Origin of the sequence: Dyella acidiphila, assembly GCF_014863405.1 — a bacterium.
GTDB classification, from domain to species: Bacteria; Pseudomonadota; Gammaproteobacteria; order Xanthomonadales; family Rhodanobacteraceae; genus Dyella_B; species Dyella_B acidiphila.
In genome coordinates this window covers 164,976-181,967 of record NZ_JACZZA010000001.1, presented here as the reverse complement: position 1 = coordinate 181,967, position 16,992 = coordinate 164,976, and the positions used below count along the sequence as shown (strand labels likewise).

Genomic DNA, 16,992 nt, shown 5'->3' with positions numbered 1-16,992 from the left:
AGGCTGTTTGGGCTTATGCTTGGCCCCGTGACACCCAGAGTGCAACACACCATGCCCAAGACGGAAGACATTTCCTTCGGTTATCTGCTTAACGACGTCACGCTGCTGTTCCGCAAGCACTTCGACCGTCGTGCCGTGAAATTCGGCCTGACCCGCGCCCAGTGGCGCGCCACCAAGATGCTCTATCACCGCGAAGGGCTGCGGCAGACGGAACTGGCGGAATTTCTGGAAATGGAACCGATTGCGGTAGGGCGTGTGATCGATCGCCTGCAGGCTGCGGGCTTTGTCGAGCGGCGCCCCGATCCCAAGGACCGCCGCGCCTGGCGCCTGTACACCACCGCCCAGGCCAGTGGGGTGATCGACGATATGGAGCGCATTGCCCGCCAATTGCGTCGGGAATGCACGATGGGGGTCAGTTACGAGGAGCTGTCGCAGGCGATGGAGGTTATGACCCGGATCAAGGAAAACCTGCAGGCGCTCGATGCCAGCGAGCCGCAGCCGGAAGCGGTCAGGCAGGACTGAACGGCGGATGCGGCAAGCAACAAAAAGGCGGCCATGGGCCGCCTTTTTGTTGAATCAGACAACGGCCTTAGTCTTCCGCGCCATCGCCGGCAAATGCCCCTGGCGCCGAGCCGAAATCACCATCCGCCTGCGCCGCCATGTAGGTGAACACGGCATACACCGCCACGTTCTGGTTAAGCTGCTTGGGATCGATCTTGTCCAGCGTGTCGTTGGCGGTGTGGTGCCAGTCGAAGTAGTAGGTGGCGTCCTGGTCCAGCGACAGTGCCGCCATGCCCTTGTGATGCATCTGCGACAGGTCCGAGCCGCCACCGCCGGGACGCTTGGGATCGTAGGCTACGCCGATCGGCTGCAGCACCTTGGCGATCTGCTCGATCGCGCCGCGCGCCTGCGGCTTCACGCTGGCGGTCATCTGCCACACCGGGGCGGCGCCGAGATCCGACTCCGAACCAAGCTGGAACTTGCCTACATCGGCCGCGTGCTTGTCAGCATAGGCGCGACCGCCCCACAGGCCCATTTCCTCGTTGGCGAAGGCGATCACGCGCACGGTGCGATCCGGCCGCTGCGGCAAGTCGTGGATGACCTTGGCCGCGCCCAGGGCGATGGCCACGCCGGCGCCGTCATCGATCGCGCCGGTGCCCGGATCCCAGGAATCCAGATGGCCGCCGATCACCACCACTTGGTCGGGATATTTGCGGCCGGTGATGTCGCCGATCACGTTGTAGCCGGTGTACTGGCCCTCGACGCCGCAATCCAGGTCCAACTTGAACGTGACCGGCTTGCCGTAGGCAAGCACGCGTTCGAGCTGGTCGGCGTCCGGGTTGGACAGAGCGGCAGCGGGAATGGATTTGGCCGGATCACGGAAGTCGGTGACGCCGGTGTGCGGCGTGCGGCTGTTCGGATCGGTGCCGGCCGAGCGCAGCAGGAAGCCGGCCGCCCCCTTGGCGGCTGCGGTCGGCGGCCCTTCTTCGCGGATGCCGGAGCCGATGCCGTAGTCGCGGCCGTCCTTGGTGCGATGCATGCGGTAGCCGATATAGACGATCTTGCCCTTGACCGTGGCAGGGTCGGCTGCCTTAAGCGCTTCCAGGCTGGGAAACTGCACCACTTCGGCGGTCAGGCCGCCCTTGGGCGTGCCCGGCGAATAGCCCAGCGCAGTGAGCGTGAGCGGCTGCGGGAAGGGCGCGACGATGGCGCCATGTTCGCTGCGGCGCACCCACAGCGGATAGGTCACCGGCTCGGTATAGACCTTGTCGAAGCCCAGCGCCTTGAACTTGGCGATAGCCCAGGCGCGGGCACGTGGATCATTCACGCCGCCGGCCAGGCGCGGACCGATTTCGGTGGTCAACGATGCCACCACTTGGTAGGCGGTGGGGTCTTGCAGCGCCTTGTCGCGCAGCTGCTCGGCGGTCTGCACCGCGGCGGCGGGAATGGTGGTGGGCGCATCCGCAGCGCAGGCAAGTCCATGGGCCAGCAGCAGGCTGGCGGTGAGCAAGGTGAGGGCAGGGCGTTGCATGGGGGCTCCCGTGGTGAATCGATCGTGGTCGCAGGCGGCGTGATGCGCAACGATCCGGCGCGGCACCGCATCGTGCAATGACCACCTTGCCCGTGCTCGCTGCACGGGTAGATGGCCACTGCTTGGGATTCGATCAAAGCCCCCTGCGAGCGCCCATTATGGAACGCATGGCGGAGCGCGCTTAGGCCGGAAGTCATGCTTCTGCCGGCCGGGCGGCGGGAGCTTGCCGATTATGGTTTGCTCTTGAGCAGGTCGCGGATTTCCGTCAGCAGCACGACTTCCGGTGGTGTGGCAGCGGCGGCCTTGGTGTAGAGCCTGTTGATGATTTTGACCAGGATGAAGATGGCGAAGGCCAGGATCACGAAGGCGATGATGCTGTTGATGAAGCTGCCGTAGCCGATCGCCACTTCGGGAATCTTGTGCGCCGGGTTGCTATCGTCGGCCGGACGGATCACCCACTTCATCGCCGAGAAGTCGATACCGCCGGTTACCCAGCCGATCGGCGGCATGATGATGTCGCTGACCAGCGACGTGACGATCTTGCCGAATGCCGCACCGATGACGATACCGACCGCCATGTCGACCACGTTGCCGCGGACGGCGAATTCCTTGAATTCCTTCAGCATGCCCATTGTCGTCTCCCGAGGTTGTGTGACGGATAGCGGGGACGACTTTAACCCATCGCGGGTGGCGATTTTAAAAACGGCGGGTAGGTGCAATATCGGCTTGACGCTTGTTTCACGGCGCTGCCAGCAGCTTCAGATCACCGTGCCATCCAGCGTCGCCACATGCTGCAGTTCGGCGTGGAAGCGGTCGCCTCGCTGCAGTGCGGCCACCCCAGCCGGCGTGCCGGTAAAGATCAGGTCGCCGGGCTTGAGTTCGAACAGCGTGGACAGGGCACGGATAATGTCGGCCACGCCATGGATCATGTCGCCGAGGCGGCCGTGCTGGCGCAGTGCGCCATTCACTTCCAGGCGCAGTTCGGTATCCGGGCCGATGCCGGCATCTTCAGCCATGCGCAAGGCGGATACCGGAGCGGAGTGATCGAAGGCCTTGGCCACATCCCAGGGGTGGCTCTTGGCTTTGGCGATCGCCTGCAGATCGCGGCGGGTCAGGTCCAGGCCCACCCCGTAGCCGAAGATCGCTGCGCCGGCCTGGGCGGCGTCCAGGTCGCGGCCGCCCGCCTTCAGTGCCACCACCATTTCCACTTCGTGATGCAGGTCCGAGGTGGCTTGCGGATAAGGCAGGTCGGCCCCGTCGGCGACGATGGCATCGGCCGGCTTGCAGAAGAACATCGGCGCTCCGCTCTCCACCGTGGCGCCCATCTCGCGCGCATGCTCGGCGTAATTGCGGCCGACGCAGAACACGCGGCGCACCGGGAAACGTTCCTCGCGGCCGATGACCGGGAGGCTGGGGATAGCAGGGGGATCGATGAGATAGCGCATCGCCGCAGATTAGCAGCTATTCGAGGCAACCCTCATGTTCGATGGTGGCGGAACTGGATGTCGAACAGCATCGCCCAGGTCTTGCCGCCATCGCGCGAGCCCATGCAGGTTTCGCGCACACCGCCTTGCCACGGCGCCCAACTGACCCGCTGCAACTGCACACCCTGGGCATCGGTGACGCTGCCGCTGAGCACGATGCGATCGCCTTGTTGCGTGCCTTCCAGCACCAGCAGTTCGCCCTGATTGCTGACCCAGGTCTGATGCCACAGTTTGCGGCTGGCGTCATAGCTGGTGAAGCTTTCACCGGCGTAGCCGTCGTTGCGCGTATACGCTTCATGCAGGGCGCAACCACCTAGAATGCTGGTGATGCGGTTGCGCGCGACGGAGCTGGTGGCGACCTTTTCGCCGGTGATGCGGTAGGTATCCCAGTCGCCCAGCCAGAAATCGAATCGGCGGTACGCAGCATCGCTGCAGGTATTAGGTGCCGTGACAGGTGTTGCATTTCCCGGCTGGGGCGTGCTCGATAGCAGGATCGTCAGCGCGCAGGCGGCAAGCAGCAGTTTGGGCATGGATGGCTCCGTCGTCATGAAGGCTTGCGGTGTGCAAGCCCACCGACGCGGCAAAGCTGACGATTCTCCATACCGGCTTCAATAACCACTTTTGCGTGTCGATTCGCGACCACTTCGTGCGTCGCATGAGATGACAGTTGTCAGAGACAGCGGCTGATGAGCGCACATGGCGGCCCTGTCTTGCAGCCTTTATCGTGCGCAGCGTCAGGGACTATGGGGCTCTAAGGGTGAGTAACGCCGATCTTTTGAAGGAACTGCGCATCGAGCGCCATCAGCGTGAGGATCACAACAGTGGTGGTCCCGGACGTTGGGTAGTTATCGTGGCGGCCATCGTGCTGGTGCTGCTGGCCATCGCCGCCGGCGGCTGGTGGATGTACAGCCATCGTGCGATTCCCGTGCATACGGCAACGGCGGCTGCCGCGGGCAGCGATCCGTCGGCCGGTGCGGTGCTGCAAGCGACGGGCTATGTCACGGCACGGCGCCAGGCCACCGTGTCGGCCCAGATCACCGGCACCTTGACCGATGTGCTGATCGAGGAAGGCGACCGGGTCAAGAAAGACCAGGTGCTGGCGCGTCTGGACGACAGCGCCTACAAGGCCGCGCTGGATACCGCGGTTGCGCAGGCCAACGCCGCGCACGCCCTGGTCGCGCAATACCAGACGCAGCTGGCGCAGAACCTGCGCGATGCGGTGCGCGATGAAATCCTGGCCAAGCAGGGGCTGGTCTCCAAGCAGGCGGCCGAGCAGGCGCGCACCTTGGCCGACGGCACGCGTGCGCAGCTCGCCTCGCAGCAGAAGCAAGCCGTGGCGGCAGATGCCAATGCCGTGCAGGCGCGGGTGAATTTCGATTACTGCGTCGTGCGCGCGCCGTTCGATGGTGTCATCACCACCAAGGATGCGCAGGTGGGCGAAATCATTTCGCCGTTCTCTGCCGGCGGCGGTTTCACGCGTACCGGCATCGGCACCATCGTGGATATGGATTCACTGGAAGTGGACGTTGACGTCAACGAAGCCTACATCGGCCGCGTCACGCCGCGGATGCCGGCCGAGGCCGTGCTCGACGCCTATCCGGACTGGAAAATTCCCGCGCATGTGATCGCCATCGTGCCGGCGGCGGATCGCGGCAAGGCGACGGTAAAAGTGCGTGTGGCGCTGGAGCATAAAGATGCGCGCATCGTGCCCGACATGGGCGTGCGCGTGTCGTTCCTGGAAGCGCAGCCCAGCGCCGACGCACCGGCGCCGAAGGGCGTGCTGGTGCCGGCCAAGGCGATCGTGCAGCGCGATGGCGCCGATAGCGTGTTCATCGTTGCGAACGGCAAGGCGCATCGGCAGACCGTGCAGCCTTCGGCCCAGGATTACGGCGATATGCGCCTGATTCCCAGCGCCGTGAATGCAGGCGATGACGTGGTCGTCGCGCCGCCGGACGACTTGCGCGATGGCGCGGACGTGAGCGTGCAAACGCATTGATGATGATCGATTCGCCGGCCATCGATGTGCCGGACCAAGACTCACTCGGGAGGTTGTTGCTATGGGTACGTTGATCGAGATCCGTGATCTGTCCAAGGTCTACGAACGCGGCAAGCAGAAAGTCGAGGTGCTGCATCACATCAACCTCAATATCAATCAGGGCGATTTCCTTGCCCTGATGGGCCCGTCCGGCTCGGGCAAGACCACGCTGCTGAATCTGGTCGGCGGCCTGGATACGTCGACCGGCGGCAGCATCACCGTGGCCGGCCAGCGCATCGATCAGCTCGGCGCCGGTGCACTGGCGCGTTGGCGTGCATCGAACGTGGGCTTTGTATTCCAGTTCTACAATCTGATGCCGATGCTCAGTGCGCAGAAGAATGTCGAACTGCCGCTGCTGCTGACCAAGCTGTCCTCGGCGCAGCGACGCAAGAATGCGGCGATTGCGCTGCAGTTGGTGGGGCTGGCCGAGCGGGCCTCGCACAAGCCCACCGAGCTGTCGGGCGGCCAGCAGCAGCGCGTGGCGATTGCGCGTGCGATCGTGTCCGACCCGAGCCTGCTGGTATGCGACGAACCGACCGGCGATCTGGATCGTCAGTCAGCCGAAGAAGTGCTCGGCCTGCTGCGCCAGCTCAACCGTGAGCACGGCAAGACCATCGTGATGGTGACGCACGATCCCAAGGCGGCCGAATACGCGGATCACACCTTGCATCTGGACAAGGGCACCCTGGTCGAACAGGCGCTGGCATAAGTCATGGCAAGCCATGTTCGCCCATCCGCCCTTCGGGCACCTGCGCTCCATCAAGGAGCAGGGACGTCGCAGAGGAATTTTCCATGAAATATTTTCATCTGATCTGGGCCGCGCTGTTCCGGCGCAAGACCCGCACCATCCTCACCATCATTTCGATCGTTGCCGCCTTCCTGTTGTTCGGCATGCTCGATGCGGTGCGCACCTCGTTCGACCAGGCAGGGCAGAGCGCCAACGGTGCGCGCCGGCTGCAAACCGGATCCAAGCTTTCTTTTATTCAGACCTTGCCGCAGGGCCTGGGTAGCCAGATCGAGCACGTGACGGGGGTGAAGTCGGTGGCGTATGCGAACTGGTTCGGCGGCGCCTATCAGGATCCGCACAATCAGATCTTCAGCTTTGCGGTCAGCGACAACTACCTCGACCAATATCCCGAAGTGGAAGTAAGCGAGGCCACGCGCAAGACCTTCGACAGCACGCAGACCGGCATCATCGTCGGGCAGATGCTGGCGGATAAATACCATTGGAAAGTGGGCGACCAGATTCCGCTGCAGTCGACCATCTTCCCGCAGCGCGACGGCAGCAAGAACTGGAAGTTCGACATCGTCGGCGTGATGCATGCCAAGGACAAGAGCGCCGGCTGGTACGACCAGGTGATCCTGATGCATTGGAAATACTTCGACGAAGCCACGCCGTATAACGGCGGCACCGTCGGCTGGTACGTCGTCAGCGTGAACGACGCCAACCAGGCCGACAAGGTGGCGAAGGCGATCGATGCACTTTCCGCCAACTCCGATCACGAAACACGCACGCAGACGGAAGCGGCGGCCTCCGCATCGTGGATGAAGCAGCTGGCCGACATCGGCCTGATCGTGGGCTCGATCATGGGCGCGGTGTTCTTCACCCTGCTGCTGCTGACCGGCAACACCATGATGCAGGCGGTGCGCGAGCGCACCTCCGAGCTGGCTGTGCTCAAGACTATCGGCTTCACCAATCGCGCGGTGCTGGCGATGGTGCTGGCCGAATCCTTGTTGCTGGTCGTGATCGGCGGCCTGATCGGTATCGGGCTTGCCGCCTTGCTGATCCCCGGCGTCAGCGCCGGCAGCGGCGGCCTGCTCAACCTGCCGACGGTGGGTTTGGCGAGCTGGCTGCTCGGCATCGGGCTGATGCTGGCGATCGGGCTGGTGGTCGGCATGGTGCCGGCGTGGCGCGCGATGCGCCTGAACATCGTCGATGCATTGGCCGGCCGCTGAGGAGCATGTCATGAACTTCCTGTTCAATCTTGGATTAGTGGTGGTGCTGGCCATTCTGCTGGCGGCCTGGGTGGTGCTGCCGTGGCAGGCGGTGCTGGTACTGGTGCTGGTGTTTGCGTGCTGGATGTTGTTCACGCGTCGCGGGCGGCAGGCGGGATCGGTCACCATGGTCGGCGTCAGCACCTTGCGGCAGCGCCTCGGTTCCTCGTCAGTGGTGATCATCGGTATTGCCGGCGTGGTCGGCGTGCTGGTGGCTCTGCTCGCAATGGGCGAGGGCTATGCCGAAACGCTGCGCAAGACCGGCAGCGCGGATACCGCGATCGTGATGCGCGGTGGCTCGGCCAGCGAAGTGATGTCGGTGATGGATCGCGACAGCGTGGTAGTGGTGCCGCAGGCCCCGGGCATTGCGCGCGATGCGCAGGGCAAGCCGATCGCCTCGCCGGAAATCGTGGTGGCGGCCAACCTGCCGGTAAAGGGCGGCGGTCCGGACGACGAAGGCAGCGTGCAATTGCGCGGCGTCAGCGATGAGGCCTGGGCGGTACGTCCGAACCTGAAGATCATTGCCGGACGCAAGTTCACTCCGGGCATGCGCGAATTGGTCGTAGGGCAGGGTGCGCAGCATCAGTTCGCCGGGCTTGAGCCTGGGCACGAGATCACCCTGGGCAACCAGGTGTGGACGGTGGTGGGCGTGTTCGCTTCCAACGATGCGCTGGACTCGGAAATCTGGGGCGATGCCGATACCGTGGCATCTACCTATCGACGCGGCAGCAGCCGCGCATCGGTGACGGTGAAGCTGACCAGTCCGCAGGCCTACGACGCGTTCAAGACCGCGCTGGCCAGCGATCCGCGCTTGAAGGTCGATACCGACACCACCGTGGATTACTTCAGCAAGCAATCGGAGGGCATGAGCAAAGTGATGCGCATCATGGGCATCACGGTAGGCGCGATCATGGCGATTGGCGCCATCTTCGGTGCGCTCAACACCATGTTCGCCGCAGTCGCGACACGTGCCCGCGAAATTGCCACCTTGCGTGCGATCGGCTTCCGCGGTGTGCCGGTGGTGGTGGCGATCATGCTGGAAACGATGCTGCTGGCCTTGATCGGCGGTCTGCTGGGCGGCCTGATCGCGTGGCTGATCTTCAACGGCTACACCGCATCGACCATGGCGGCGGGAACGGTCGGGCAACTGACGTTCGCCTTCAAGGTATCGCCGGAGCTGTTGTGGCAGGGCCTGAAGTGGGCGCTGGCGATTGGCTTTGTGGGCGGTCTGTTCCCCGCCGTAAGAGCAGCGCGTCTGCCAGTGACTACGGCGTTGCGCGAACTGTAAAACCTGGTCCGTGGCGCCGGCATGGCCTGCGCCACGGACTGTTCAATCCAGCAATAGGATCAGGTCATCAGCGCGTGCGAGTGCGCGGCGCCAGTTTGATGATGACTACGCCGAGCAGGATGATCGCCATGCCGAGCAGGTCGAACTTGCCGATCTTCTCATCCAGCAACAGCACACCGAACAGCACCGCTACCGGCGGATTCACATACGCATAGCTGGTAACGAACGCCGGTCGCGCATGTTTGAGTGCATACAGGTAGGCGCTGAAGGCGATCAGCGAGCCGAATACCACCAGATAGGCCGCGGCGAGCGTGGCATGCAGGCTCGGATGGGCGGGGAGTGTTTCGCCGCCGATCCAGCCGGCAGCCAGCAGGGCGACGCTGCCGCAGAGCATCTGCGCACAGGCATTCATCATGCCGCTGGGCATGTCCTGGCGAGGGCTCCACACCGAACCGAAGGCCCAGGCGACCGATGCCACCAGCAAAGCGATCGCACCCATGTGCGAGCCGCTGAGCGAACTGCCGAAATTCAGCACGATCACGCCGATGAAGCCGATCAGCAAGCCGGTGGTTTCGCGGCGTGTCGGCCAGGCCCCGAACATGCCGGTGAACAGCGCGGCAAACAGCGGCATGCTCGCCACCGCTACCGCCGAAACACCCGAGCTCACGCTTTCTTCGGCCACGCACACCAGCCCGTTGCCGAAGCCGAGCAGCAGCACGCCGGTGATCCCTGCGTTACGCCATTGGCGCGCGCTGGGCAGGGGCACTTTGCGCCAGCGCAGATAGGTCAGCATCAGCAGGCCGGCAATCGCGAAGCGCAGGCCTGCCAGCAGGAATGGTGGATAACTCTGCAAAGCGACGCGGATGCCCAGATAAGTCGAGCCCCAGATGATGTACAGCGTCAGCATCGACAGCGGTACTAGGCGGTTGCCGGCTTTTTCAGGTGCGGCGGCGATCGTGTTGGATGCGGATTCGGTCATGGGGATGTCTGCGTAGGGCGACGCATACGATATCCGTAAGCGATGTCTGGGCAGTAGCGCAAAGCTTGCAAGCCTGGGTTGAATTGCAGGCAAGCATGCAGCGATGACGCGTGTCAGGAAATGCGCATGCCGTTGTCGGTGACTGTGCCTGGCTGTCCCGCGGATATCGTTTGCTTAAAAGCAACACGTCCCGGTTTCGACCGGGACGTGGATGGGCAAGCGTTGCTGTCAGCCTTATCGCTTTGCTTTGGCGTGCTGCTGCTCTTCCTGCGCCAGCAGTGTGCGCTTGCGTTCGACGCCCCAGCGCCAGCCGCCGGCACTGCCGTCTTCGCGCACGATGCGGTGGCAGGGCACCAGCAAGGCCAGGCGGTTGCTGCCGCAGGCCTGTCCGATCGCGCGCGCGGCACCCGGCTTGCCCAGTTCCGCCGCGAGTTCGCCATAGCTCTTGGTGGTGCCGAGCGGGATGCGGGTCAGCGCGTCCCACACGCGCCACTGGAAGGCGGTGGCGGCAACGTCCAGCGGCGGCATGTCCGGCGCTGCGCGTTCACTCCAGCCCAGTTCGCTGGCGATGCGTGCGATCACCGCATCCAGCCATTCCTCGCGGCCGTTGTCGACGCGTTCGCGTGCGGCCTGCGGAAATTCGTCGGCCAGCCGTTGCTCCAGTTCGGCGTCGTTGGCGCCGATGGTCACCGCGCAGATGCCTTTGGCGGTGGCGGCGACCAGCAACTGGCCCAGCGGCGTATTGGTAGTGGTGTAGCGGATGCTGGCGCCGGCACCGCCGGCACGATAACTGGCGGGCGTCATGCCGAGCAGGCGATTGCTGTGTTCATAGACGCGGCTGCCCGAGCCGAAGCCGGCGTCGTACACCGCATCGGCCACCGGCGCGCCCTGGCGCAGGGCATTTTTGAATTGGCCGAAACGGCGCGCACGGTGATATTCGGCGGGGCTCATGCCATAGCGGCGACGGAAGGCGCGCTGCAGATGGCTGGGGCTGAGCTGGGCTGCACTGGCCAGCGCGTTGAGCGAAGGCGCTTCCGTGGCGCGCTCGATCAGCGCGCGCACGTGTTCCAGCGGAGCTTCAAGAGTGGCGAGGGAGTTACGCATGGCGGCATCCGGTAGGGGTTGCCATCAAGCTTAGGCGGGCGATCCGATGGCAGCTATCCGGATCTTGCGCGCACGCGCCGGTTTCAATGATGGGCGATGGGCCGCGAATGGCGCACGACCACGTATTCGCCTTCCAGCACTTCGGGCTCGCGTGCCTGGCGGGCGGCACGGCCAAGGCCGCCGCGCTTCCACTGCCGCCAGACCAGCCACAGCGCGCCGCCGACCATCAATACGCCCGCCACCACCAGCCCGAACACCATCAGCACACCGATGACGAACAGGCCCAGCACCAGGGACAATGCCTGGACCAGCGGGTGACGACGACGATGCATCAACGGAAGAACGATGCGCATGTTAAAAATCCGTATGGTAAAATCAATGACTTACGTGCGTAACGATGAGGCCATAGCGCCTCCAAGGCAAGTGCCGATGGATACAGCCACCTCCCCCCGCCGCCTGTGCCGGCTGCAAGACATGCCCGACGGCGAGGCAATCGCGGTCGACGTGCTGCTGCCCGAAGGCGAGGAAAGCGTGATCCTGCTGCGGCAGGGCGAACAGGTGCGAGCCTGGCTCAATATCTGCCCGCACGCCGGCCGCCGGCTGGATTGGGCGCCCGGCAAGTTTCTGATCTCCAAGGGCATGCTGGTATGTGCCGCGCACGGCGCCAGCTTCAGTGTGGACAGCGGCGAATGCACCGGCGGCCCGTGCAGAGGCGAAAGCCTGCTTAACGTGCCGGTACGGGTGGAACAGGGCGACGTACTGCTCGACGCCTGACGTCGCCCTGTGTGCAATGCCTAGAGCCGTGCGTGGACGCGGTCTTTCGGCAGCACGCCCTTGATGTCGTACACCACGCCGTTGGGCATGGTGAGCTTGCGCACATCGTAGGCCTCGTCGGCCAGGAATTCCTGATGCGCGACGGCTAACACCACGGCGGCGTAGCTGCCGTCCGCCGCAACTTCCGGCACCAGGTTCAGCTCGTAGTGGTCGCGTGCTTCGTCGGTATCGGCCCAGGGGTCGTGCACGTCGACTGTTGCGCCATAGCTTTCCAGCTCGCGCACCAGGTCGACCACGCGGGTGTTGCGCAGGTCCGGGCAGTTTTCCTTGAAGGTAAAGCCCAGCACCAGCACGTGGCAGCCGCGGATGGCGTGGCCCTGGCCGACCATCAGCTTGATCACTTCGCTGGCCACATGCTTGCCCATGCCATCGTTGATGCGGCGGCAGGCCAGCAGGATGTCTGGGTAATAGCCGGTCGATTGCGCTTTCTGGATCAGGTAATACGGATCGACGCCGATGCAGTGACCGCCGACCAGACCGGGCTGGAAGGGCAGGAAGTTCCACTTGGTGCCGGCTGCGGCGAGCACGTCCTGGGTGTCGATGCCCAGGCGATGGAAGATCAGCGCGAACTCGTTGATCAAGGCGATGTTGGCATCGCGCTGGGTGTTCTCGATCACCTTGGCGGCTTCGGCCACGCGCAGGCTGGAGGCCTTGTGCGTGCCGGCGGTGATGATGCGCGAATACAGTGCGTCGACGAAATCCGCGGCATCCGGCGTGGAGCCGGAAGTGATCTTGGGAATGGTGGTGAGGCGTCGCTGCTTGTCGCCGGGATTGATGCGCTCGGGACTGTAGCCCACGGTGAAATCATGGTTGAAGCGCAGGCCGGAAGCACGCTCCAGCTCGGGCACGCAGATCTCTTCGGTGGCGCCCGGATACACGGTCGATTCGTAGATCACCACGTCGCCGTGCTTGAGCACGCCGCCGAGCATCTTGCTGGCGCGGATCAGCGGCGTGAAGTCCGGCCGCTTGTGCTCGTCCACCGGCGTGGGCACGGTGACGATGTAGACATTGCGATTGCGCAGGTCTTCGAAATCGGTGCTGAAGCGCAGCCGCTTGGCCGACGCGAGTTCTTCGCTGGTGGTTTCCTGATTGATGTCCGTGCCTTGCGTGAGCGCATCCAGGCGCGCCTTGTCGATGTCGTAGCCAAGTGTGTCGAAGAGACGGCCGAATTCCACGGCGAGCGGCAGGCCGACGTAACCAAGGCCGATGATCGCGAGGCGAGGATCGCTGGGTTGGTTTGTCACGGAAGCTCCTTCAGATATCAGTTCAAACGTGAAGTCGTCGTGCCCGTCGGATACCGATTCCTGTCAGAAGCGATACCTAGCGGTACATCAGATTGATTGCGATCAGCGTGATTACCAGCACCATCACGGTGAGTGGCACGCCTGCACGCAGGAAGTCACGACTGCTGTAGTCGCCCGGGCCAGTTACCATCATTAGCGCCGGATGACCTGAACTGAGCAGGAAAGTGTTGGACGAAGACACAGCAACGATTAAGGCATAGGCGGATGGATTGCCGCCGGTGGCCACTGCCACGCTGATTGCTACGGGCACCATCATCACGGTGGCGCCCACGTTCGACATCACTTGCGAGAACAGCAAAGTGAGGATGGCCAGCGAGCCTTGCAGCACCCATGGCGAAGCGTGGCCCAGATGCAGCAGTACTTCCTGCGCCAGCCATGCGGCGGTACCGGTGGAATCCATCGACCAGCCCAGTGGAATCAGGCACGCGGTGACGAAAATGGTTTTCCAGTTCACCGCCTTGTAGGCCTCGTCCATGTTCAGCACGCCGCTGAGCAGCATGCCGATGGCGCCGGTCATCATCGCTACCGACAGATCGAGGTTGGTGAACAGCGCCAGGCATTTGGCCAGCAGAAAGAAACCCACGGCCTGCCAGATCTTGTTGGGCCGCTGTTCTTCGCGCGGGATGTCGGTGATGACGACGAGATCCTTGTCTTCCGATACGTCCTGTAGCGCCTTCCAGCTCGAATGCAGCACCAGCGTATCGCCGGTGCGCAGGCTGACCGCGCGCAGGTCGTCGCGATAAACATGATCGCCGCGCGTAATCGCCAGCACCGAAATGCCGTAGCGCTTGCGCAGGCGCAGATCGCCGACCGACTGCTTGAGAAAGCGCGAGCTTGGCGGAATCACCGCTTCGGAAATGCCGGCGCGGGTCGGATTGAACAGCTCCGCCAACTGGCGCATGCGCGGCGACACCTTGCACAGCTGGTTGTTGGCGAAGCGATTGAGTTCCTCGCGTGGCCCCAGCACGCCCAGCACCGAACCCACCCAGATCACCTGGTCGGCCGGCGGCGCCATGCGTGCTTCGTTACCGCTCTTGATCGCCAGGATCAGCGGCGCGCCATGCAGCTGTTCCACTTCGCCGATGCTCATGCCCACCAGCGGACTTTCCGCGGTGACGGTCAGTTCCGCCGTTTCGCCCACGATGCCGTAGGTTTCGGCGAAGTAGCTTTCGGTACGGCCCGGCGTGACTTTCTGGCGTTCGTCTTCGCGGTCGGGCAGCAGCTTGTTGGTGAAGAAATAGAAAAACGCGATGCCAGCCACCGCCAGGGCCAGGCCCACAGGCGTCACGCTGAACAGGCCAAATTTGGGTACGGTCTGTGCGCCGGGCGGCAAGTTGGCGTTGGCGCTCGCGATCAGGTCGTTGAGCACAATCAACGGCGAGTTGGCGATCAGAGTGGTGTTGGTGGCGGTGAGAATGCAGAACGCCATCGGCAACAGCAGCCGCGAGATCGGTACACCGGTACGTGCCGACAGACGGCTGGTCACCGGAATCATCAGTGCTGCCAGCGCCTGGCTGGGAATCACTGCGCTGAACAGGCTGGTCACCGCGTTGATCACCACGCCCAGGCGCGATTCCTTGCCGCGCGCCATGCGCATCACGAATTGCGCAGTGAGGCCGAGTACGCCGGCGCGATCGAGCCCGGCGCCCATGATCATGATCGCGATGATGGCGATCACCGCGTTACCGGCGAAGCCGTTGAATACACGCTCGGACGGAATCAGGCCGGTCAGGCCGATCACCACCACTACCAGCAGCGCCACCATGTCGGCGCGAATCCACTCCAGCACCAGCATCAGCATGGTGAAGCACACCAGCCCGAGCACCAGGATCATTTCGGGGGTGAGGGTGAGTGCCACTAGCTAGCGTCCCTGCCGGCCGATGGGCGGGATGCGGACACCGCGGGACAGCCATAGGCCGATGCTATGGGCGCTGGGCAAGACTGTTTGCGGTAGGGCAGCAGTTGCTTCACGCGGTGACTCTTCCCTGGTTGACGGGAAAGTATAAGCGTGTGCGGCTGGAGGCTGGTGAACCGTTGCCACATCGTGGGCCGATGCGTAGGCCGGTAGGTGGGTTAGCGCAGCGTAACCCAACGTTTTCGCCCTGATTTGCTGGGTTACGCTGCGCTAACCCAGCCTACGGCCGGATCAAGCTTTGCGGTAGAGCAGGTCCCACACGCCATGTCCTAGCTTCAGGCCGCGCCGCTCGAAGTGCGTTTCGATCCGCCACGCCGGCTTTTCCGCGTATTGGCCCGGACCCAGGGCATTGCGCCACGCCGGCGCGGCTTCCATCACCTCGAGCATATGCTGGGCGTAGGGCTCCCAGTCGGTGGCCAGGTGCAGCAGGCCATCGGGCGCCATGCGCGTGGCGAGCATGGCCACGAACTCGGGCTGGATGATGCGCCGCTTGTTGTGGCGTTTCTTGTGCCAGGGATCGGGGAACCAGATGCGTGCCTCGGCCAGGGTGCCGGGCAGAATTTCGTGTTCCAGCACTTCCACCGCGTCGTGCTTGTAGATGCGCACATTGGCGGCATCCCTTGCCGCCAGGGCGTTCATCAGCCGGCCGACGCCGGGGCCATGCACTTCCACGCCGATATAGTCGCGTGCCAGATCATGTTCGCTGGCCCAGGCCAGGGCTTCGCCGTTGCCAAAGCCGATTTCCAGCACGCGCGGCGCCTGCCGGTCGTAACGCGCATCGAAATCCTGCGCAGTGCCGCCGTAGTCGATGCCGAAGCGCGCCCAATGCTCGTCAAAGGCGCGCTGCTGGGCCGGCGTCATGCGCCCTTCGCGCAGCACGAAGCTGCGGATGCGGCGCATGTACTCGGGCGTGTCGTGGTCCGTGCTGTCGTTCATCAGCCGATGGTGCCGTCGATCGGGCTGGATGCCGAGGCGAAGCGCTTGCGCGGAATACGGCCGGCGCGGAACGCCGCGCGACCGGCTTCCACCGCCAGCTTCATGGCGTGCGCCATCAAGACCGGATCCTTGGCGCCGGCAATGGCGGTATTCATCAGCACGCCGTCGCAGCCGAGTTCCATCGCAATGGCGGCATCGGAAGCCGTGCCCACGCCGGCATCGACGATCACCGGCACCTTGGCGTTCTCGATGATTTCCATCAGGTTGTACTTGTTCTGGATGCCCTGGCCCGAGCCGATCGGTGCAGCCAGCGGCATCACCGCCACGCAGCCGATCTGCTCCAGCTTGCGCGCCAGGATCGGATCGTCGCTGGTGTAGACCATCACCTCGAAACCATCGGCCACCAATTGCTCGGCGGCCTTCAGCGTCTCCACCACATCGGGAAACAGCGTGCGCTCGTCGCCCAGCACTTCCAGCTTCACCAGCTGGTGGCCGTCCAGCAGTTCGCGCGCCAGCTTGCAGGTGCGCACGGCATCGACCGCGTTGTAGCAGCCGGCGGTATTGGGCAGCAGAGTGAATTCGTGCGGCGGCAGTGCATCGAGCAGGTTGGGTGCGTTTGGATCCTGGCCGAGATTCACGCGGCGGATCGCGGCCGTGACGATCTGCGCACCGGCGGCCAGACTGGCGCGGCGGGTTTCATCGAGATCCTTGTATTTGCCGGTACCGGTCAGCAGGCGCGAGCCGTAGCTTTTGCCGGCGATAACCAGGGAGTCGGTGCTGTCGATCGTCTTGATATTCATGGGGTGCCTGCGCGGGGAAGGGGAGCGGGGGCTCAGCCGCCGCCGATGGCGTGCACGATTTCCACTTGGTCGCCCTCGTGCAATGCATGCCCGTCATGCTGGCTGCGCGGCACGATTTCATGGTTGACCTCCACCGCGACGCGGCGGCCGGCATAACCGGCGGCGAGGAGCAATTGGGAGACGGTGCTGCCCTGGCCGCAGTCGTGCGGATGGCCATTCAAGGTGATGTGCATCCGCCTATTGTAGCGGCAGCGGCCCGGCGGTTGGCCGGGCCGCAATCCGCACA

The 16,992-nt window shown here is 64.0% G+C and carries 18 protein-coding genes; 6 read left to right on the top strand and 12 right to left on the bottom strand.

Annotated features, from left to right (window positions below):
* Positions 1–51: 51 nt before the first annotated feature.
* The gene (locus tag IGX34_RS00940) at positions 52–522 is read left to right on the top strand and encodes a MarR family winged helix-turn-helix transcriptional regulator (RefSeq protein ID WP_192553788.1); all 471 of its coding nucleotides are present in this window, start codon (positions 52–54) and stop codon (positions 520–522) included.
* 67 nt (positions 523–589) lie between these two features.
* Here IGX34_RS00940 and IGX34_RS00935 read toward each other — a convergent pair whose 3' ends face one another.
* The 4 genes from IGX34_RS00935 to IGX34_RS00920 form a co-directional block, all read right to left on the bottom strand.
* Positions 590–2,032, bottom strand: coding sequence for a M20/M25/M40 family metallo-hydrolase (locus tag IGX34_RS00935; RefSeq protein WP_192553787.1), 1,443 nt, complete (start codon positions 2,030–2,032; stop codon positions 590–592).
* Between the two features lie 230 nt (positions 2,033–2,262).
* A complete protein-coding gene (gene mscL, locus IGX34_RS00930) occupies positions 2,263–2,664 on the bottom strand; it encodes a large-conductance mechanosensitive channel protein MscL (protein ID WP_274380804.1) in 402 nt (133 codons plus the stop codon).
* Positions 2,665–2,790: 126 nt separating this feature from the next.
* Positions 2,791–3,477, bottom strand: a complete 687-nt coding sequence (locus IGX34_RS00925; RefSeq protein ID WP_192553786.1) for a fumarylacetoacetate hydrolase family protein — start codon at positions 3,475–3,477, stop codon at positions 2,791–2,793.
* A 32-nt stretch (positions 3,478–3,509) separates the two neighbouring features.
* Entirely contained in the window at positions 3,510–4,046 is a 537-nt protein-coding gene (locus IGX34_RS00920) for a hypothetical protein (protein ID WP_192553785.1), read from the bottom strand.
* Between the two features lie 227 nt (positions 4,047–4,273).
* On the opposite strand from IGX34_RS00920, the gene IGX34_RS00915 reads away from it, so the two are divergent.
* From IGX34_RS00915 to IGX34_RS00900, 4 genes are all read left to right on the top strand, one after another.
* Entirely contained in the window at positions 4,274–5,512 is a 1,239-nt protein-coding gene (locus IGX34_RS00915; RefSeq protein ID WP_192553784.1) for an efflux RND transporter periplasmic adaptor subunit, read from the top strand.
* Between the two features lie 61 nt (positions 5,513–5,573).
* Positions 5,574–6,260, top strand: a complete 687-nt coding sequence (locus IGX34_RS00910) for an ABC transporter ATP-binding protein (RefSeq protein WP_192553783.1) — start codon at positions 5,574–5,576, stop codon at positions 6,258–6,260.
* An 83-nt stretch (positions 6,261–6,343) separates the two neighbouring features.
* Positions 6,344–7,507 carry an ABC transporter permease gene (locus IGX34_RS00905; RefSeq protein ID WP_192553782.1) on the top strand — a complete coding sequence of 388 codons (1,164 nt, stop codon included), beginning with the start codon at positions 6,344–6,346 and terminating at the stop codon, positions 7,505–7,507.
* Positions 7,508–7,517: 10 nt separating this feature from the next.
* On the top strand, positions 7,518–8,834 hold the full coding sequence (locus IGX34_RS00900; RefSeq protein WP_225737127.1) for an ABC transporter permease: 1,317 nt from the start codon (positions 7,518–7,520) through the stop codon (positions 8,832–8,834).
* Between the two features lie 67 nt (positions 8,835–8,901).
* Here the strand turns inward: IGX34_RS00900 and yedA are convergent, their stop codons facing one another.
* From yedA to IGX34_RS00885, 3 genes are all read right to left on the bottom strand, one after another.
* Positions 8,902–9,813, bottom strand: a complete 912-nt coding sequence (gene yedA, locus IGX34_RS00895) for a drug/metabolite exporter YedA (RefSeq protein ID WP_192553780.1) — start codon at positions 9,811–9,813, stop codon at positions 8,902–8,904.
* Between the two features lie 234 nt (positions 9,814–10,047).
* Positions 10,048–10,917 (bottom strand): methylated-DNA--[protein]-cysteine S-methyltransferase, encoded by an 870-nt coding sequence (locus tag IGX34_RS00890; RefSeq protein ID WP_192553779.1) that lies wholly within the window; start codon positions 10,915–10,917, stop codon positions 10,048–10,050.
* An 83-nt stretch (positions 10,918–11,000) separates the two neighbouring features.
* Positions 11,001–11,270 carry a hypothetical protein gene (locus IGX34_RS00885; protein ID WP_192553778.1) on the bottom strand — a complete coding sequence of 90 codons (270 nt, stop codon included), beginning with the start codon at positions 11,268–11,270 and terminating at the stop codon, positions 11,001–11,003.
* A 76-nt stretch (positions 11,271–11,346) separates the two neighbouring features.
* Here IGX34_RS00885 and IGX34_RS00880 point away from each other — a divergent pair, with 76 nt between their 5' ends.
* Positions 11,347–11,691 carry a Rieske (2Fe-2S) protein gene (locus IGX34_RS00880; RefSeq protein ID WP_192553777.1) on the top strand — a complete coding sequence of 115 codons (345 nt, stop codon included), beginning with the start codon at positions 11,347–11,349 and terminating at the stop codon, positions 11,689–11,691.
* Positions 11,692–11,711: 20 nt separating this feature from the next.
* Here IGX34_RS00880 and IGX34_RS00875 read toward each other — a convergent pair whose 3' ends face one another.
* The 5 genes from IGX34_RS00875 to thiS form a co-directional block, all read right to left on the bottom strand.
* Positions 11,712–12,995, bottom strand: a complete 1,284-nt coding sequence (locus IGX34_RS00875) for a nucleotide sugar dehydrogenase (RefSeq protein WP_192553776.1) — start codon at positions 12,993–12,995, stop codon at positions 11,712–11,714.
* 76 nt (positions 12,996–13,071) lie between these two features.
* The gene (locus IGX34_RS00870; RefSeq protein ID WP_192554477.1) at positions 13,072–14,889 is read right to left on the bottom strand and encodes an SLC13 family permease; all 1,818 of its coding nucleotides are present in this window, start codon (positions 14,887–14,889) and stop codon (positions 13,072–13,074) included.
* A 312-nt stretch (positions 14,890–15,201) separates the two neighbouring features.
* Entirely contained in the window at positions 15,202–15,906 is a 705-nt protein-coding gene (gene trmB, locus IGX34_RS00865; RefSeq protein ID WP_192553775.1) for a tRNA (guanosine(46)-N7)-methyltransferase TrmB, read from the bottom strand.
* Entirely contained in the window at positions 15,906–16,706 is an 801-nt protein-coding gene (locus IGX34_RS00860) for a thiazole synthase (RefSeq protein WP_192553774.1), read from the bottom strand. Before IGX34_RS00860 ends, trmB begins: the two co-directional genes overlap by 1 nt.
* A 32-nt stretch (positions 16,707–16,738) precedes the next feature.
* Positions 16,739–16,939, bottom strand: coding sequence for a sulfur carrier protein ThiS (thiS, locus tag IGX34_RS00855; RefSeq protein ID WP_192553773.1), 201 nt, complete (start codon positions 16,937–16,939; stop codon positions 16,739–16,741).
* Positions 16,940–16,992: the final 53 nt, after the last annotated feature.

What these genes read in the sequence shown, in the direction of transcription:
- IGX34_RS00885 (WP_192553778.1), bottom strand. Translation starts at nt 11,270, where the DNA reads ATGCGCATCGTTCTTCCGTTGATGCATCGTCGTCGTCACCCGCTGGTC.
- IGX34_RS00910 (WP_192553783.1), top strand. Translation starts at nt 5,574, where the DNA reads ATGGGTACGTTGATCGAGATCCGTGATCTGTCCAAGGTCTACGAACGC.
- IGX34_RS00880 (WP_192553777.1), top strand. Translation starts at nt 11,347, where the DNA reads ATGGATACAGCCACCTCCCCCCGCCGCCTGTGCCGGCTGCAAGACATG.
- IGX34_RS00905 (WP_192553782.1), top strand. Translation starts at nt 6,344, where the DNA reads ATGAAATATTTTCATCTGATCTGGGCCGCGCTGTTCCGGCGCAAGACC.
- trmB (WP_192553775.1), bottom strand. Translation starts at nt 15,906, where the DNA reads ATGAACGACAGCACGGACCACGACACGCCCGAGTACATGCGCCGCATC.
- IGX34_RS00860 (WP_192553774.1), bottom strand. Translation starts at nt 16,706, where the DNA reads ATGAATATCAAGACGATCGACAGCACCGACTCCCTGGTTATCGCCGGC.
- IGX34_RS00920 (WP_192553785.1), bottom strand. Translation starts at nt 4,046, where the DNA reads ATGCCCAAACTGCTGCTTGCCGCCTGCGCGCTGACGATCCTGCTATCG.
- IGX34_RS00900 (WP_225737127.1), top strand. Translation starts at nt 7,518, where the DNA reads ATGAACTTCCTGTTCAATCTTGGATTAGTGGTGGTGCTGGCCATTCTG.
- mscL (WP_274380804.1), bottom strand. Translation starts at nt 2,664, where the DNA reads ATGGGCATGCTGAAGGAATTCAAGGAATTCGCCGTCCGCGGCAACGTG.
- yedA (WP_192553780.1), bottom strand. Translation starts at nt 9,813, where the DNA reads ATGACCGAATCCGCATCCAACACGATCGCCGCCGCACCTGAAAAAGCC.
- IGX34_RS00890 (WP_192553779.1), bottom strand. Translation starts at nt 10,917, where the DNA reads ATGCGTAACTCCCTCGCCACTCTTGAAGCTCCGCTGGAACACGTGCGC.
- thiS (WP_192553773.1), bottom strand. Translation starts at nt 16,939, where the DNA reads ATGCACATCACCTTGAATGGCCATCCGCACGACTGCGGCCAGGGCAGC.
- IGX34_RS00870 (WP_192554477.1), bottom strand. Translation starts at nt 14,889, where the DNA reads ATGATCCTGGTGCTCGGGCTGGTGTGCTTCACCATGCTGATGCTGGTG.
- IGX34_RS00940 (WP_192553788.1), top strand. Translation starts at nt 52, where the DNA reads ATGCCCAAGACGGAAGACATTTCCTTCGGTTATCTGCTTAACGACGTC.
- IGX34_RS00925 (WP_192553786.1), bottom strand. Translation starts at nt 3,477, where the DNA reads ATGCGCTATCTCATCGATCCCCCTGCTATCCCCAGCCTCCCGGTCATC.
- IGX34_RS00935 (WP_192553787.1), bottom strand. Translation starts at nt 2,032, where the DNA reads ATGCAACGCCCTGCCCTCACCTTGCTCACCGCCAGCCTGCTGCTGGCC.